Annotated in this window: 17 protein-coding genes and 1 tRNA gene; 10 read left to right on the top strand and 8 right to left on the bottom strand. The window is 73.4% G+C overall.

Annotated features, from left to right (window positions below; all coding sequences use genetic code 11):
* Positions 1–16: 16 nt before the first annotated feature.
* The 3 genes from ACJ9NR_RS32715 to ACJ9NR_RS32725 are packed head-to-tail and all read left to right on the top strand — an operon-like array spanning position 17 to position 2,927.
* Entirely contained in the window at positions 17–1,369 is a 1,353-nt protein-coding gene (locus ACJ9NR_RS32715) for an amidohydrolase family protein (RefSeq protein WP_412491076.1), read from the top strand.
* Positions 1,366–2,241, top strand: a complete 876-nt coding sequence (locus ACJ9NR_RS32720) for a cupin domain-containing protein (RefSeq protein ID WP_412491075.1) — start codon at positions 1,366–1,368, stop codon at positions 2,239–2,241. Before ACJ9NR_RS32715 ends, ACJ9NR_RS32720 begins: the two co-directional genes overlap by 4 nt.
* Positions 2,238–2,927: an SDR family NAD(P)-dependent oxidoreductase gene (locus ACJ9NR_RS32725; protein WP_412491074.1), complete on the top strand. Its 690-nt coding sequence runs from the start codon at positions 2,238–2,240 to the stop codon at positions 2,925–2,927. Before ACJ9NR_RS32720 ends, ACJ9NR_RS32725 begins: the two co-directional genes overlap by 4 nt.
* A 66-nt stretch (positions 2,928–2,993) precedes the next feature.
* On the opposite strand, the gene ACJ9NR_RS32730 is transcribed toward ACJ9NR_RS32725, so the two are convergent.
* From ACJ9NR_RS32730 to ACJ9NR_RS32745, 4 genes are all read right to left on the bottom strand, one after another.
* Positions 2,994–3,641 (bottom strand): HhH-GDP family DNA glycosylase, encoded by a 648-nt coding sequence (locus tag ACJ9NR_RS32730; protein ID WP_412491073.1) that lies wholly within the window; start codon positions 3,639–3,641, stop codon positions 2,994–2,996.
* The gene (locus tag ACJ9NR_RS32735) at positions 3,638–3,970 is read right to left on the bottom strand and encodes a DUF3140 domain-containing protein (protein ID WP_412491072.1); all 333 of its coding nucleotides are present in this window, start codon (positions 3,968–3,970) and stop codon (positions 3,638–3,640) included. The genes ACJ9NR_RS32730 and ACJ9NR_RS32735 overlap by 4 nt, the downstream gene beginning before the upstream one ends.
* Positions 3,971–4,066: 96 nt before the next feature.
* Entirely contained in the window at positions 4,067–4,549 is a 483-nt protein-coding gene (locus ACJ9NR_RS32740) for a Dps family protein (protein WP_412491071.1), read from the bottom strand.
* A gap of 185 nt (positions 4,550–4,734) precedes the next feature.
* Positions 4,735–5,544, bottom strand: coding sequence for an alpha/beta hydrolase (locus ACJ9NR_RS32745; protein WP_412491070.1), 810 nt, complete (start codon positions 5,542–5,544; stop codon positions 4,735–4,737).
* 153 nt (positions 5,545–5,697) lie between these two features.
* On the opposite strand from ACJ9NR_RS32745, the gene ACJ9NR_RS32750 reads away from it, so the two are divergent.
* From ACJ9NR_RS32750 to ACJ9NR_RS32770, 5 genes are all read left to right on the top strand, one after another.
* Positions 5,698–6,471 carry a sulfite exporter TauE/SafE family protein gene (locus ACJ9NR_RS32750; protein ID WP_412491069.1) on the top strand — a complete coding sequence of 258 codons (774 nt, stop codon included), beginning with the start codon at positions 5,698–5,700 and terminating at the stop codon, positions 6,469–6,471.
* A gap of 114 nt (positions 6,472–6,585) precedes the next feature.
* Positions 6,586–6,750 carry a 50S ribosomal protein L33 gene (rpmG, locus tag ACJ9NR_RS32755; protein WP_412491068.1) on the top strand — a complete coding sequence of 55 codons (165 nt, stop codon included), beginning with the start codon at positions 6,586–6,588 and terminating at the stop codon, positions 6,748–6,750.
* A 46-nt stretch (positions 6,751–6,796) separates the two neighbouring features.
* On the top strand, positions 6,797–7,099 hold the full coding sequence (locus tag ACJ9NR_RS32760) for a type B 50S ribosomal protein L31 (RefSeq protein ID WP_412491067.1): 303 nt from the start codon (positions 6,797–6,799) through the stop codon (positions 7,097–7,099).
* A 21-nt stretch (positions 7,100–7,120) separates the two neighbouring features.
* Positions 7,121–7,243, top strand: a complete 123-nt coding sequence (gene ykgO / locus ACJ9NR_RS32765; protein WP_412491066.1) for a type B 50S ribosomal protein L36 — start codon at positions 7,121–7,123, stop codon at positions 7,241–7,243.
* Positions 7,244–7,523: 280 nt separating this feature from the next.
* Positions 7,524–8,270, top strand: a complete 747-nt coding sequence (locus tag ACJ9NR_RS32770) for a cobalt-precorrin-6A reductase (protein ID WP_412491065.1) — start codon at positions 7,524–7,526, stop codon at positions 8,268–8,270.
* A 636-nt stretch (positions 8,271–8,906) separates the two neighbouring features.
* On the opposite strand, the gene cobF is transcribed toward ACJ9NR_RS32770, so the two are convergent.
* Entirely contained in the window at positions 8,907–9,680 is a 774-nt protein-coding gene (gene cobF / locus ACJ9NR_RS32775) for a precorrin-6A synthase (deacetylating) (protein WP_412491064.1), read from the bottom strand.
* 36 nt (positions 9,681–9,716) lie between these two features.
* On the bottom strand, positions 9,717–10,253 hold the full coding sequence (locus tag ACJ9NR_RS32780; RefSeq protein ID WP_412491063.1) for a DUF309 domain-containing protein: 537 nt from the start codon (positions 10,251–10,253) through the stop codon (positions 9,717–9,719).
* A gap of 103 nt (positions 10,254–10,356) precedes the next feature.
* On the opposite strand from ACJ9NR_RS32780, the gene ACJ9NR_RS32785 reads away from it, so the two are divergent.
* A tRNA-Pro gene (locus tag ACJ9NR_RS32785) sits at positions 10,357–10,433 on the top strand.
* 55 nt (positions 10,434–10,488) lie between these two features.
* Here the strand turns inward: ACJ9NR_RS32785 and ACJ9NR_RS32790 are convergent.
* On the bottom strand, positions 10,489–12,162 hold the full coding sequence (locus tag ACJ9NR_RS32790; protein ID WP_412491062.1) for a multicopper oxidase family protein: 1,674 nt from the start codon (positions 12,160–12,162) through the stop codon (positions 10,489–10,491).
* A 92-nt stretch (positions 12,163–12,254) separates the two neighbouring features.
* Entirely contained in the window at positions 12,255–12,722 is a 468-nt protein-coding gene (locus ACJ9NR_RS32795) for a hypothetical protein (protein ID WP_412491061.1), read from the bottom strand.
* Between the two features lie 203 nt (positions 12,723–12,925).
* Between ACJ9NR_RS32795 and ACJ9NR_RS32800 the strand changes: the two genes are divergently transcribed.
* Positions 12,926–14,776, top strand: a complete 1,851-nt coding sequence (locus ACJ9NR_RS32800; protein WP_412491060.1) for an ABC transporter ATP-binding protein — start codon at positions 12,926–12,928, stop codon at positions 14,774–14,776.
* The last annotated feature ends 91 nt before the right edge of the window (positions 14,777–14,867 follow it).

Raw genomic sequence — 14,867 nt, forward strand, 5'->3', positions numbered from 1 at the left:
CTGAGGAGGAAGCGCGATGACCGATCGGATACTCCTTCGCGGCGGACACGTGATCTCCATGGACGCCTCCGTCAGGGAGCTGCCGAGGGGTGACGTCCTCATCGAGGACGGCCGCGTCGCGGCCGTGCGGCCCGAGATCGGAGCGGACGCCCAGGTCCTGGACATGACCGGGCGCATCGTGATCCCCGGCTTCGTCGACACCCACCGCCACACCTGGGAGGCCTCGATCCGCGGCGTCGCCCCCGACGCCACCCTCGACGACTACTTCGTCGACATCCTGGACACCTTCGCCCCGCTCTACACCCCCGAGGACGTCTACGCGGCCAACCTCGCCGGTGCCCTGGAGTGCCTCAACGCCGGCATCACGACGCTCGTCGACTGGTCCCACATCAACAACACCCCCGACCACCCGGACGCCGCGGTCCAGGCGCTCGCCGAGAGCGGCATCCGCGCCCAGTACGCCTACGGCAGCGCCAACACCTCCCTCGCCGACTACTGGTTCGACAGCAAGATCGCGATACCCGGGGACGACGTCCGCCGTATCCGCACCAAGTACTTCGCCTCGGACGACGGCCTGCTGACCATGGCCCTGGCCACCCGCGGCCCCGGCTTCTGCCGGAGCGAGGTCGTCACCTCCGAATGGGCCCTCGCCCGCGAACTCGGCATCCCCATCACCGTGCACGTCGCCATGGGACGGCTGGCCGGCCGCTTCGGCATGGTCGGGCAGCTGCACGAGATGGGGCTCCTCGGGCCCGACACCACCTACGTCCACTGCTGCTACCTCAGTGAGGACGAGTGGCGGATGGTCGCCGACAGCGGCGGCACCGTGTCGATCGCGCCGCAGGTGGAGACGCAGATGGGGCACGGCTGGCCGCCCGTGATGAAAGCCGTCGCACACGGCCTGCGGCCCAGCCTCAGCATCGACGTCGTCACCACCGTGCCCGGCGACATGTTCACCCAGATCCGCGCGGCCTTCGGCGCCGAGCGGGCCCGGGTCAACGCCGAGTGCTGGCAGGCCGACGTGCCCGTCCCCGAAACGATGCTGACGGCACGCCGGATGCTGGAGACGGCGACGGCCAACGGCGCGCACGTCGCGGGACTGGAGCACCGCACCGGTTCCCTGACCCCCGGCAAGCGCGCCGACGTCGTCGCCCTCGACGCCACCGCGCCGAACATGGCGCCGGTGCACGACGCGGCCGCCGCGGTCACGCTGTGCGCGGACGTCTCCAACGTCGAGACGGTCATCGTCGACGGCGTGATCCGCAAGCGCGACGGACGGCTCACCGGCGACGTCGCCCGGGCGCGCCGCCTCGTCGAGGCCTCCCGCGACCGGCTCCTGGCGGCGAAGGAGGCGAAACGGACGGCATGACCGGGTATCTGGTGCGACGGGCCGCGGACGTGCCCGAGCCGCCGTACGACGCGCACGGTCACCGGCGCAGGACCCTGGTCGGCGAGGACGACGGCAGCGTGCACACCGGCTTCGGGGTGTGCGAACTGCGGCCGGACGGCCGGGTACCGGCCCATGTGCACTCCTACGAGGAGAGCTTCCACATCCTCGGCGGCACCGTCGTCCTCGACCTGCCCGAGGGGTCCTGGCTGCTGGAGGAGGGCGACTACGGCGTCCTCCCCACGGGCGTCCCGCACGCCTGGCGCGGCACCGGCGGCACAGCCGCCCGCTGGGCGGACATGCTCGCGCCCGTGCCGCGGGCCCGCTACGGGCACGACACGCAGCGGGTGCGCGACCTGCCCGCGCGCCACCCCGTGCGCATCGACGTCCGCGACCCGCGCACCCGCTCCTTCGGTCACTTCGAACCCGCCCAGATGGACCCGGGCAAGCAGTCCCAGGACCTGCTGGCCGTCTCCGCGAGCATGCGCACCGCCCTGCTCGTCTACAGCGGCATCACGGTCAAGATGATGGTCGACGGCGACCTCGGCGCGGTCGCCTCGACGATGTTCATGGTCCAGTACGCGCCCGACGGCGTCGCGGGCAGCCACGACCACCCCTTCGAGGAGACCTACTACTTCCTCGAAGGGGAGGCGGACGCGGTCTTCGACGGCGAGCACCACCGGCTGGGGCCCGGTGACTGCGCCTGGGCCGGCGCCGGTTGCGTGCACGGCTTCGCCAACGCCGGTCAGGGGCCGCTGCGGTGGCTGGAGACCCAGGCGCCGCAGCCGCCACCGCGCCACTCGTACCGGTTCACCCGGGACTGGGAGTACCTGAGGGAGGCCCTGGAGTCATGAGCAGTGTGGTGGTCGTCGGCGGTACGTCGGGCATCGGCCGCGAGTTCGCACGCGTACGCGCGGAGCGGGGCGACGAGGTCGTCCTCACCGGCCGCGACCCCGACCGCGCCGACGCGGTCGCCAAGGAGATCGGCGCCCGTGGTCTCGCCCTGGACCTCGCCCGGCCGCGGGAGCTCGCCGGGGCGCTCACCGATGTCGGACGCGTCGACCACCTGGTTCTCGCGGGTGTCTCCCGCGACGAGAACCGGGCCACCGAGTACGACATCACCGCCGCACTGCGCCTGGTGACCCTCAAGCTCGTCGGCTACACCGAGGTCGTCCACCGTCTGCGGCCCCGTCTGCACGACGACAGCGCGATCGTCGTGTTCGGCGGCCAGGCCAAGGAACGCCCCTATCCGGGCGCCACCACGGTCGCGACGGTCAACGCGGGGGTCCGGGGCCTGGTGAACACCCTCGCGGTCGAACTGGCCCCGGTCCGCGTCAACGCCGTCCACCCCGGTGTCGTCGGCGACAGCCCCTACTGGCGGGACAAACCGGAGGCGGTGCTGGCCGACCTCAGGGCGCGGACCCCGACCGGGCGCCTCGCCACCATGGCGGACGTCGTGGACGCCGTGGACTTCCTGCTGCGCAACAGGTCGGTCAACGCCGTGGAGCTGAGCGTGGACGGGGGATGGCTGCTGGGCTGAGCGGCACAGCACGGCACCGCGGCCGGTCACGGCCGACCGGGCCGGCGGAGGCCCGCCACCCTACGGTCACGAGGCGTGCCGGCGGCTGTCCTCGGCCACCTCCTTGTCGAGCGCCGCCCGCACCAACGCGGCGGCGAGCACGGCGGGTTCGGTGTCCCCGGCGAGCTCCACGATCCGGTCGGGGTCCTTCGGCAGGCCCAGGCGCCGCGCTCCGTCGAGGGCCTTGCGGTCCAGGTACGGCGCGACCTCCGGCCAGACCCGCTGGGCCTCGCGCAGGAAGATGTCGGCGCCGGCCGGCCCCAGGCCCGGGACCTCCTGGAGCAGGGCGCGCAGCCGGCCGGTGTCGCCGTCCGCCTCCTCGCGCATCCGCCGCAGGTCCCCGCCCCACCGCTCGCTCACCAGCTCGGCGGCCTCGCCGAGCTGGGTGGCGGTGCGCTCGTCGTAGCGCCGGTAGCCGCCGCGGCCCAGCGCGTCCACCCGCTGCTGCCAGTCGGCCCCGGCCATCCGCCGCGGGTCGCGCAGCCCCGCCTCGTACAGCTCGCGTGCGGAGTCGACGGCGATGGACCCGCGGATGCGGGCACTGAGCAGCAGCGCGAGGACGAGCAGCTGGAACAGCGGCTGGGGCGTGTCCTTGAGCTTGATGCCCGCGTCCTCGGCGTACGTCCGCCCGTGCTCCCCGACGAGCTCCCGCACCACGCTCTGCCGGTCGCTCACGGCTTCAGCGGGTCGTGGCCGATCGTCATCAGCCGGTGCCTGCGGTCGGAGTCCTCGGCCTCGGGCTCGTTCTCCGGATCGGTCTGCGCCGCCACCGTGTCCACCACCGTGTACATCACCCGGATGTCGTCGTCGGTGAGGTCGGTGCGCCGCTTCTGCAGGATCGCGAGGACGTGCTGCCCGGTGGGCGGGCCCGCCTGATCGGGCAGCGGCTCGGTGGTCTCGTCGGCGTCGGCGACCCGCAGCCAGGCGGCCAGCTCCTGCGAGGTCATGTTCACCACGCGGTGGAAGTCCTCCCACAGCGCGTCGAGTTCGAGGGCGTCGGTCATCGGGCACCCCTTTCCGTCGGTATGTGCTCCGGTCCGTCGGTACGCGGCCCGCGTACCCGTCCGGGCCCCTCGGCCGGTACTGAGGCCGGGGGCGGGTCAGTTGTCGCGCGGCCAGTTCTCGGCGTCGAACATCCACCGCTGCTTCTCGAACTCGGCGGTGATGCCGATCAGCAGGTCCTGGGTGACCGGGTCCGGCTCGCCGGTCGCGGCGATGCGCTCGCGCAGCCGTCCGATCGCCGCCTCCAGGGCGTCCGCGACCACCTGGACGACCTCCGTGTCGCGCAGCCAGCCCTCCTTCGGGCCGGGCAGCGTGTAGCCCGTCGCGATCGTCTCGGGCCGGCCGTCGGGCGGCAGACCGAGCGCGGCGGCGCGCTCGGCCACCGTGTCGGCGTAGGTGCGTGCGGTGTCCACCACCTCGTCGAGCTGGAGATGGATCGAGCGGAACCGCGGGCCCACGATGTTCCAGTGCGCCTGCTTGCCGATCAGTGAGAGCCCGAGAAGATCCACGAGGGTGCCCTGCAGAGCCTCGCCGGCGATCTTGCGGGCCGGCTCCGGAAGCGTGCTCTTCACCACAGTCATAGGGGTGCTCTCCTTCTGGCGTAGTGCCTGCCGCCGCGGAGCGGTGCGGCGTGCGCCCGCGCGGGTCCCCGCACCCGCCCCTCCGGGCCCTCCACCCGCGCAGGCCGCACCCGCGACCCCTCCACGTGGCCGCGAGTGCCCAGGTCGAAGTGGGGCAAACACCCGCCGGAGCGCCTTGCCCCGTCTCACTTCGTGAGTACGTCGTCCAGGAAGCGGACAAGGTCGGCGAAGACCTCGGCCTTGTTCGTCTCGTTGAAGACCTCGTGCCGGGCGCCGGGGTAGATCCGTTCGGTGACGCGCTCGCCGCCGAGCCGTTCCACCCCGACGCGGCTCCCGGGCAGGGGGACGAGCCGGTCGTCGTCGCCGTGCAGCCACAGCAGCGGCAGCCGGCCGACGCCGCCGCCCTCGGCGACGGTCCCCAGCGTCCGGGCGAACGCCTCCAGCGTCGGCCGCTTCATCGGCCCGTGCCAGACCAGGGGATCACCGGCGTACGCCGCCCCGACCGCCGGGTCCCGGGAGAGCGCGGCCGGGCTGATGGGCGTGTCGGGGATCTCGTCCAACGCCAGCAGCCGCCCCGGCAGCTCCCATGCGCCGATCACCGGCCCGGACAGCACCAGCGCGGCCAGTTCGTCGCCGTACCGCTGGGCGTAGCGGGCCGCGATCAGGCCGCCCATGGAGTGCCCGATGAGGACGAGCGGCACGCCGGGACACGTCGAGCGGGCCAGGTCGGCCACGGTGTGGACGTCGGTGACCACGTCCTCGAAGTCCTCGATCAGCACCCGCTCGCCCGCCGACGAGCCGTGGCCCATGTGGTCGGGCCCGAACACGGCGGCGCCGTACCCGGTCAGTACCGCGGCCAGTTCCTCGTACCGGCCGACGTGCTCGCCGTAGCCGTGCACCACCAGGGCGACGCAGCGCGGCCGTTCGCGGGCCCATTCGCGTGCGGTGATCGTGCCCCGGGTGCCGGCCAGGACGTGCTCGCGGGCGTCGGCCATGTCTCCTCCAGCTGCGTCGGTGAACGGTGCCGCAAGACTCTCAGCATGATCCGGATCTCCCCGCGGCGGAAGGGCCGACAGGCGGGGTGGAAGGGCCGACAGGCGAGACGGTACTTACCGGCCCGTATGTCTGCACATACCATCGGTCACCGCATGAACACGATGACGCTCTGGCACATATCCGGCTGGGAGTTCGCCGCCCTCGCCTTCGCCGCGCTCCTGGTCGGCTTCTCCAAGACCGCCGTGAGCGGGGCCAACACGGTCAGCCTCGCCGTCTTCGCGGCGGTCCTGCCCGCGCGTGCCTCCACGGGCGTGCTCCTGCCCGTCCTGATCGTGGGCGACGTCCTCGCCGTCCTGACCTACCGGCGCCACGCCCACTGGCCGACGCTGTGGCGGCTGTTCCCGGCGGTGGCGGCGGGCGTGGTGGCCGGCACGCTGTTCCTGGTCTGGGCCGACGACGCCGTCGTACGCACGTCGATCGGCGCGATCCTGCTGCTGATGGCGGGCGTGACCCTCTGGCGGCGGCGCACGGCGGAGGCCGGGGAGGAGCCGGACTCGGTGGGCACCCGCTCCGGCCGCGCCAAGGCCCGCTCCTACGGTGTCCTCGGCGGTTTCACCACGATGGTCGCCAACGCCGGCGGCCCCGTGATGTCGATGTACCTGCTGTCCGCGGGTTTCCGCAAGCTCGGCTTCCTGGGCACGTCGGCGTTCTTCTTCCTCATCGTGAACGTCTCCAAGGTCCCCTTCAGCGCCGGCCTGGGTCTGATCGACGGCTCCTCGCTGCTCCTCGACGCGGCCCTCGCCCTGTTCGTCGTACCCGGCGCGTTCATCGGCAAGTGGGCCGTCAGCCGCATCAACCAGCGCCTCTTCGAACAGCTCGTCATCGCGGCCACGATCGTGGGCGGGCTGCAGCTCCTGCTGCGCTGAGCCCCCGCGGCGGGCGGCGCGCGGCGGGAATGCGGCGGCGGGCGGCGGTGTTCCAGTCACTGTGATTGGCATGCTCGGATCAAAGATCCAGGGCGTGGGCGAAAGGAGGACCTCATGGCACGCAGCACCGCGCGCCCCGTCGTCAGGTTGAGGTCGACGGCCGGTACCGGCGTCACCTACGTGACCCGCAAGAACCGCCGGAACCACCCCGACCGGCTGGTCCTGCGCAAGTACGACCCGGTGGCCGGCGAGCACGTCGCGTTCCGCGAGGAGCGCTGAACGAACCCGCGCCGCCCGGCACCCAGGGCACCGAGGAGGTAACCCCATGAAGCCCCGCATCCATCCCGACTCCCGGCTCGTCGTCTTCCGCGACCGCGCCGCGGACGCCGCGTTCCTGACCCGTTCCACCGCCGACTCGGCCAGGACGATCGAGTGGCAGGACGGCAACACCTACCCGCTCATCGACGTCGAGATCTCGTCGGCGAGCCACCCCTTCTACACCGGCAGGTCGCGGGTCCTGGACACCGCCGGCCGAGTGGAGCGCTTCGAGCGCCGCTACGGCCGTGCTGCGACGCGTCACCAGGAGAACCAGGACGACCGGGAGAAGCAGGGAAAGCAGGAGAAGTAGGAGAACCAGGAGAGCAGAATCATGAAGGTGCGCAACTCCCTGCGCTCACTGAAGTCCAGGCCCGGCGCTCAGGTGGTCCGCCGCCGCGGTGTGGTCTTCGTCATCAACAAGAAGGACCCGCGCGTCAAGGCCCGCCAGGGCTGACGCGGCCCGGAGTCCGCCACCACGGACGGCCGCCCGGCATGCCACCGGGCGGCCGTCCGCGGTCAGGCCACCGTGCCGCCGCGCCACCGGCGTTCGGCCACCGCACCGCCCAGGCGGTCGTCGGTGATCAGCGGTGAGCCGTCGGACGTTGAGCCGCCGATCGCTCGGCCGGTGGCCGGTGGCCGGTGGCCGTTGGCCGGTGGCCGGTGCCCGGTGGCCGGAGCGCCGCGAGTGCGGTCCCCCGCACACCGGTCCGCCCACTGCCTCGTACGCTCACCCCATGTCCCCCCACATCCTGATCCTCGGCGGCACCACGGAGGCCCGCGAGCTGGCCGCCGCGCTCGCGGCGCGCCCGGGTGTGCGTGTCACCACTTCCCTGGCCGGGCGCGTGACCCGGCCGGGCGCACCGGTGGGGGACGTACGCGTCGGAGGGTTCGGCGGGGCGGCTGGCCTGGCCGACTGGCTGCGCGAACAGCACGTGGACGCCCTCGTCGACGCCACGCACCCCTTCGCCGAGAAGATCACGGCGAACGCGGCGCAGGCCGCGGCGGCGAGCGGTGTGCCCGTGGTGGTGCTGCGCCGCCCGGGCTGGCGGCCCGGCCCCGGCGACCGCTGGCACATGGTCCCGTCGCTCACCGCCGCCGCGGAGCTGCTGCCGCGCTTCGGCTCCCGGGCGTTCCTGACCACCGGCCGACTGGGCCTGGCCGCCTTCGCGCACCTGACGGACCTGCACTTCGTCGTACGGTCGGTCGAGCCCCCCGGGCCGCCGATGCCCCCGCACACCGAAGTGCTGCTCGCCCGGGGGCCGTTCACGGTCGCCGACGAGACCTCGCTGCTGCGGGAGCACCTCGTCGACGTCCTGGTGACCAAGGACAGCGGGGGAGCGGCGACGGCCGCCAAGCTCACGGCCGCACGCCGACTCGGGCTGCCGGTGGTGGTGGTTCGCCGGCCGCCGTTGCCGCAGGGCGTACGCGCGGTACCGGACGTGGCGGGAGCGCTCGAACGGCTGGGTCTCGGCTCACCGTGAGACGAACGGGGTGACGGGAAGGCGCCGGTCGGGGCCCTGACCGCCGTCCGGCCCGCCCGCTCGCCCCCGGCTCCGCCGACCACCCGCGGGTCCGGGCCCCCGACCGGCGGACGCGCGCGATCCTGCCCGCTGCGGCCTGCGGCCTGCGGCCTGCGGCCTGCGGCCTGCGGCCCGGCGGGCCAGCTCGGGTCCGCAGCTCGTGTCCTCGGCCCGTATCCGCAGGTCGCAGCTCCCATCCCCGTGGCTGCAGGCCGGTGCCCAAGGCCCCGAGCCCGCAGGCCGGGTGCCAAGGCCCGAGCCCGCAGGCGGCGCCCGAGGCCCTGCCCCCGCAGGCCGGTGCCCAAGGCCCCGAGCCCGCAGGCCGGGTGCCGAGGCCCGAGCCCGCAGGCGGCGCCCGAGACTCTGCCCCCGCAGGCAGCGCCCGAGGCCCTGCCCCCGCAGGCCGGGTGCCGAGGCCCGAGCCCGCAGGCGGCGCCCGAGGCCCTGGCCCCGCGGACCGGTGCCCGCGGCCCCGAGCCGCGGATCGGTGCCCGAGGGCGGCCGACGTCCCGCCGGCTGCCCGAGGGCGGCCGACGTCCCGCCGGACCCGTTCCCCCGGCCGGGCGTGGCATCCCGTACGCGGCCGGAGGAGCGTGCTCACTTCCCGGGATGGCGGCGCAGCAGATACGTGTCCATGATCCAGCCCTTGCGCTGCCGCGCTTCGGCCCGCACCCGCTCGATCTCCGGTCCGGCCTCGCCGATCGGTCCGGAGACGAGGATCTCGTCCGGGGTGCCCAGGTACGCCCCCCAGTAGATGTGGATGTCCTCGCCCGCGTACTGGCGGAACGACTGGTGCGCGTCCAGCATCACCACCACGTCGTCGACCCCCTCGGGGAAGCCCTCGGCGAGCCGCCGCCCGGTGGTGATCTGAACGGGCCGGCCGACGCGGTTCAGCCCCGTGCGATGGCGGGCGACGAGGGCCGAGACGCTGCTGATGCCCGGCACGACGTCGTACGCGAAGTCGACGCCGCCCCGCTCCCGCACCTCCTCGAGAATCGCGAGCGTGCTGTCGTACAGCGCCGGGTCCCCCCACACCAGGAACGCGCCGCTGTCGTCCTCGCCCAGCTCCTCGGCGATCAGCCGCTCGTAGATGTCCGCGCGGGCACGGCGCCAGTCCCCGACGGCGGGCGAGTAGGCCGCGCCGCCGGCCTTCCTGTCCCGCTCCGGGTCCCGCGCCTCGACCACGCGGTAGGACCCCGGGTCGGGTATGTGCGCGTCCAGCATGTCCCGGCGGAGCTGCGTGAGGTCGTCCTTCACCTCGCCCTTGTCGAGCAGGAAGAACACGTCCGTGCTCCGCAGCGCCCTGACCGCCTGAAGCGTCAGCTGGTCGGGGTCGCCCGCGCCGATACCGATGACATGAATCCTTCGCACACCCCGAGTCTGCCGTACGCCACTGACAGTGCCTGCCTACGGGGTCCGGCCCCGCAGCCGCGGGGCCCGCGCCCCGGCGTCGACGGGCCGGCCGCCGCCCTCCTCCACATCGGCCGCCAGCTCCCGCGCCCAGCGGACCACTCCGGCCGGATCCATCCCGTACGGCCGTCGCTGTCCCGTCCGCGCGGCCCACTCCTCGACGGCCCCGGCACCGCGCCGCAGCAGCCGGGCGCCGCCCGTGGCGTTCCCGCGGGCCGCGTGCGTCAGGCCCACGGCGACCTGCGCCAGCCCCCGCCACAGGGTCCGCTCCTGCTCCGGGCCCGACTTCCAGGCGTCCTCGAACACCTCGTGCGCGTGGAAGGGCTTTCCCGCGTCCAGCAGCTCCTGCGCCTCGGCGACGGTCCGCCAGGGCGTACGCACGACGCCCTCGGGCTGCCGGTCCACCCCCTCCGCGCCGTACGGCAGCGGCCGCCCGAGCCCGTCGCGCGGGCGCGCGTTGCGCGCCCGCCCCTCGCCGTCCCGGTCCCGCGGGAGGGCCGACCGTCCTGAGTCCTGTGAGGAAGTGCTGGCCATGGCACCGATTGTCGCGCGCCCCGCGGCCCGTCTCGAAGGCGGTCCCCGGCGTGGGGTAAAGTACTGTCCGCGCGATCACGTGGTTCCACCACGCGAGGCGCACCGGGACGTGGCGCAGCTTGGTAGCGCACTTGACTGGGGGTCAAGGGGTCGCAGGTTCAAATCCTGTCGTCCCGACCAGCTTTGACGCGGTCGGAGGCCGCTCTCCCGTGAAGGGGAGAGCGGCCGTTCGTGTTCAGGCCCGGTAGCCCACCAGAGCCATCATTCCCGCCTCGCCGTGGTAGGCGTTGTGGCAGTGCAGCATCCACCGCCCCGGGTTGTCCGCGTCGAAGAAGACCGACATGGTCTTCTTCGGCAGGACGATCGCGGTGTCCTTGCGCGGGCCGCTGCCGCCGATCTGGTACGTGTGGCCGTGCAGGTGCATCGGGTGCCACATGGTGGTGGTGTTGACGAAGTCCAGCCGCACCCGCTCGCCCCGTTCGACCGTGATCGGGTTCGCGGCCGGGTGGCTCATATCGAACCGCTTGCCGTTGACGGCCCAGTCGTAGGACGTCATGCCGCCGGTCAGCTCGATCCGGTGGACCCGGTCCGTCTTCCTTTGTGTCAGCCGGACGTCCTCCGCCGCGCGCAGCTGCGAGGCAGTCATGATCATTCCGTCCAGCTCCTTCGGACGCACCGTCGCTGCCGGCGCGGCGCCCGGGCCCGTGCGCACCAGCGCCCTGCCGAGGGCGTTCTTGCCCTCCGCCAGTGCGACCAGGGGGAAGACACCGTCGCCCAGGGTGACCAGCGCGTCGTAGCGCTCCCCCATGCCGATCAGCACGGTGTCGACCTGCTGGTGCCGGACGGGGAAGCCGTCGGTGTGGGTCAGGGTGAGCCGGTGACCGCCGAGGGCGACACGGTACGCGGTGTCGCCGCCGGCGTTGATCAGGCGGAGCCGGACCCGCTTGCCGGGCTTGGCGCGGAAGACCTCCGGGTCGGCCGGAACGCGACCGTTGACCAGGTGGTAGGGGTACCTCACGTCGCCGGCGTCTCCCCCGAGCAGCGGGCTCTCGGCGCCCATCAGCATGAACGAGTGGCCCGCGCCTCCAGTGGCGGCCGGGGACGGCGAACCGGCCGTGCTCGCCGCTCCCGTGGAGCCGGAGCCGCCCATGTCCGTCCCGCCCATGTCCCCCATGTCGTGGCCCATGTCGTGGCCCGGGGCGCCGGACGGGCTGCCGGAGTCCTCGCCCATGTGCGTACCGTCCATGCCCGCACCGCCCGTGTCCGTCCCGCCCATGCCGTGCCGCAGCTCGGCGAACACCTCGTCCGGGGTGCCGGTGACGCCGTCGAGCCAGTCGTCGAGGACGACCACCCACTCCTCGTCGTACGGCAGGGGCTCCCTGGGGTCCTCCACGATCAGCGGCGCGTACAGGCCGCGGTCGAGCTGGACGCCGACGTGCGGGTGGAAGAAGTAGGTGCCGGGGGTGTCCGCGGTGAACCGGTAGGTGAAGTCGCGCCCCGCCCGCACGGCCGTCTGGGTGACCGGCGGCACGCCGTCCATGTCGTTGCGCAGGGCGATGCCGTGCCAGTGGACGGAGGTCGTGGCCCGGCCGGGCAGCTGGTTGGACAGCGTGGCGGCCAGCGTGTCGCCGGCCGGGACGCGCAGCTCCCTGCCCGGCGTCCGGCCGCTGAAGGCCCAGGTCACGGGGGTGATTCCGGCGCCCAGATCGACCTTGGCCCGGGCCGCGGTCAGCGTCAGCTCGTGCGTCCTGCCGGTCCTGACGCGCTGTTCGTCGACGGCGGACACGGCCGGCCCCGACGGGCTGACCAGGGCCGGCGCACTGCCGGAGCGGCTGCAGGCGGCGAGCGCGCCCGCGCCCGCGGCGCCGAGTCCGGCCAGCAGGACGGAGCGGCGGTTCATGCTGTTCACAGGGGGTGTCCTTGTCTCGATGTCGCTTGGTTCCAGTCGCGTGCGGGCACGGCTGAGCGCGCGTGTGCACGCGCGCGGCCGTGTGCGGCGGCCTAGAGCAGAAATCGAGAGAGGACCGAGAGGTCCGGTGGGGCCCGGTCCGTCGTGCCCGGGACGTCCCGGCCGGCGGCGGCACCGGGAGGCAGGCCCGGGGCCCAGCCGGTGAAGGGCCGGTGGGGAGGCGCGAGCTTCGCCGTGTCGACACCCGCGGCGGAACAGTGCTGCGTACCGGTGCCGGAGCACGCCCCGTCCGGGTCGGACGCGACCGGCGCCGTCGCGCCGGACGCCATTTCGACGGCGTGACCACACGTGACGGCGGGCACGGCCGCCACGGCCGAGTGGTGCGTGCCTGCGGGGCGAGCCGTCCCCGAGGCCGCGGCGGCGGGCGCATGGGCCACCGCCCCGGCCGTCTCGTGGTGGACGAGAACGGCGAGCACCGCCACCAGGACCACGGCGGCCGCGTGCGTCCACCGGAGCGCGGCGCCACGAACGTCACCCCTTCGGTGATCGGCTGTCGCCATCGCTTCCGCCCGTGCTCCAGTTGAAACGCCCCGTCGCCGTCAATGTACCCCGAGGGGGTAACGCGGCGGATCGGCGGCCCCCGGGAAGCGCCGGCCTGCGCCCGGCGGAGACGACCCGGACAAAACACTTGGACTGCGCGGGCCCTCTCGCGGGACACTCCCTTTCCTGCCTGCCCGTATTGCGACGACCACACAGGATCGGGATGGGATTACCTGAATCGCGTGAGGTTCCACCGCGCGGGGGCTCCGTGCTCCTGGCGCTGCGCCACTACGGACGAGAGATGGCCCGGCTACGGCGGCTGACGGTGCCCGCGATGCTGCTGCCGGCGGCGGGCAACATCGGGATCAGCTACGTCGCGCCGCTCGTCGTCGCCAAGCTCGTCAGCCGTATCGCCGCCGACGGCGACGGCGGCATCAGAACCGCTCTGCCCTACGTCCTCTGCTTCGCCGGCATCCTGCTGCTGGCGGAGGTGCTGTGGCGGATCGGCCTGCACTGTCTGAACCGCCTCGGCGCCCTCGGCGTCGAGCACCTGTACGTGATCGGGATGGACGAGCTGTTCGCCAAGGACGCCGCGTTCTTCCACGACAACTTCGCCGGGGCGCTGACCAAGCGGGTGCTGAGCTTCGCCTCCCGCTTCAACGACTTCGCCGACACCCTGACGTTCAACGTCCTGGGCAGTCTCGTGCCGCTGGCGTTCGGGTCCGTGGTGCTGTGGCGCTACGAACCCCTGCTCGTCGTCGGCCTGCTGGCGATGATCGCGCTGACGGCGGTGTGCGTCGCCCCGCTCATCCGGCGCCGCCAGGCGCTCGTCGACCGGCGCGAGGAAGCCATCGCCCGGGTGGCGGGCCACGTCGCCGACAGCCTGATGAACATGGACACGGTGCGCGCGTTCGCCGCCGAGCCCATGGAGGCCGCCGAGCACCGCCGCCGCGTCGCCCACTCGCGCCGGCTCACGCTGAAGTCGTGGGACTACGGCAACCTGCGCATCGACACGCTGGTCGCGCCGATGTCCGTGCTGACCAACGTCCTGGGCCTGCTGCTCGCGGTCTCGATCGGCGGGGGCGGCCACGGGGTGGAGGCCGTGGTCGTCGCCTTCACGTACTACACCAACGCCACGAAGATCATGTTCGACTTCAACCAGATCTACCGTCGCCTGGAGAGCTCGATGACCGAGGCCGCGCAGTTCACCGAACTGCTGCTGGCCCGGCCGACCGTACTCGACCCGGCCCGGCCGGAGCCGCTGCTGCCGGGCCCCGCCGACGTCCGCTTCGAGCGGGTGACCTTCGCCCACGGCAACGGTGCCGCTCCCCTCTTCGAGAACCTCGACCTGACCGTGCCCGAGGGGACGAAACTGGGCCTCGTCGGCCGGTCCGGCGGCGGCAAGACCACCCTGACCCGGCTGCTGCTGCGGATGACGGACGTCCAGTCCGGCCGCATCCTGATCGGCGGCCAGGACATCAGCACGCTGCGCCAGGCCGACCTGCGCGGCCTGATCGCCTACGTGCCGCAGGACCCGGCGATGTTCCACCGCACCCTGCGCGACAACATCGCCTTCGCCCGGCCGGGCGCCACCGACGCCGAGGTCCGCCGCGCGGCCGAGGCGGCGCACGTCACCGAGTTCGCCGACGCGCTGCCCGACGGTTTCGACACCATGGTGGGCGAGCGCGGCGTCAAACTGTCCGGCGGGCAGCGCCAGCGGGTCGCGCTGGCGCGGGCGATCCTGCGGGACGCCCCGGTCCTGCTGCTGGACGAGGCGACCAGTGCCCTGGACTCCGAGAGCGAGATCCTCGTGCAGGCGGCGCTGTGGCGGCTCATGGAGGGGCGCACGGCGCTGGTGGTGGCGCACCGGCTGAGCACGGTCGCCACCATGGACCGGCTCGTCGTCCTGGACCGGGGGCGGATCGTGGAACAGGGCAGCCACCGTCAGCTGCTCGCCGCCGACGGCGCCTACGCCAAGCTGTGGCGGCACCAGTCGGGCGGGTTCCTCACCGACGAAAGCGCCGCGGCCGACGCCCCCGTGGACGAACACCCCGCCGGCGCGGACCTGCGCTGAGCCCGCGCCGGACCGGGCCTGCGGACGTCCACCTGGTCGAACGGCCGCCCGGCCGTTTCGGGGCCGGGACGCGGGGAAACCCGTCGGCCCT

Origin of the sequence: Streptomyces sediminimaris (assembly GCF_047049295.1) — a bacterium.
In the GTDB taxonomy this organism is placed as follows: Bacteria; Actinomycetota; Actinomycetes; order Streptomycetales; family Streptomycetaceae; genus Streptomyces; species Streptomyces sediminimaris.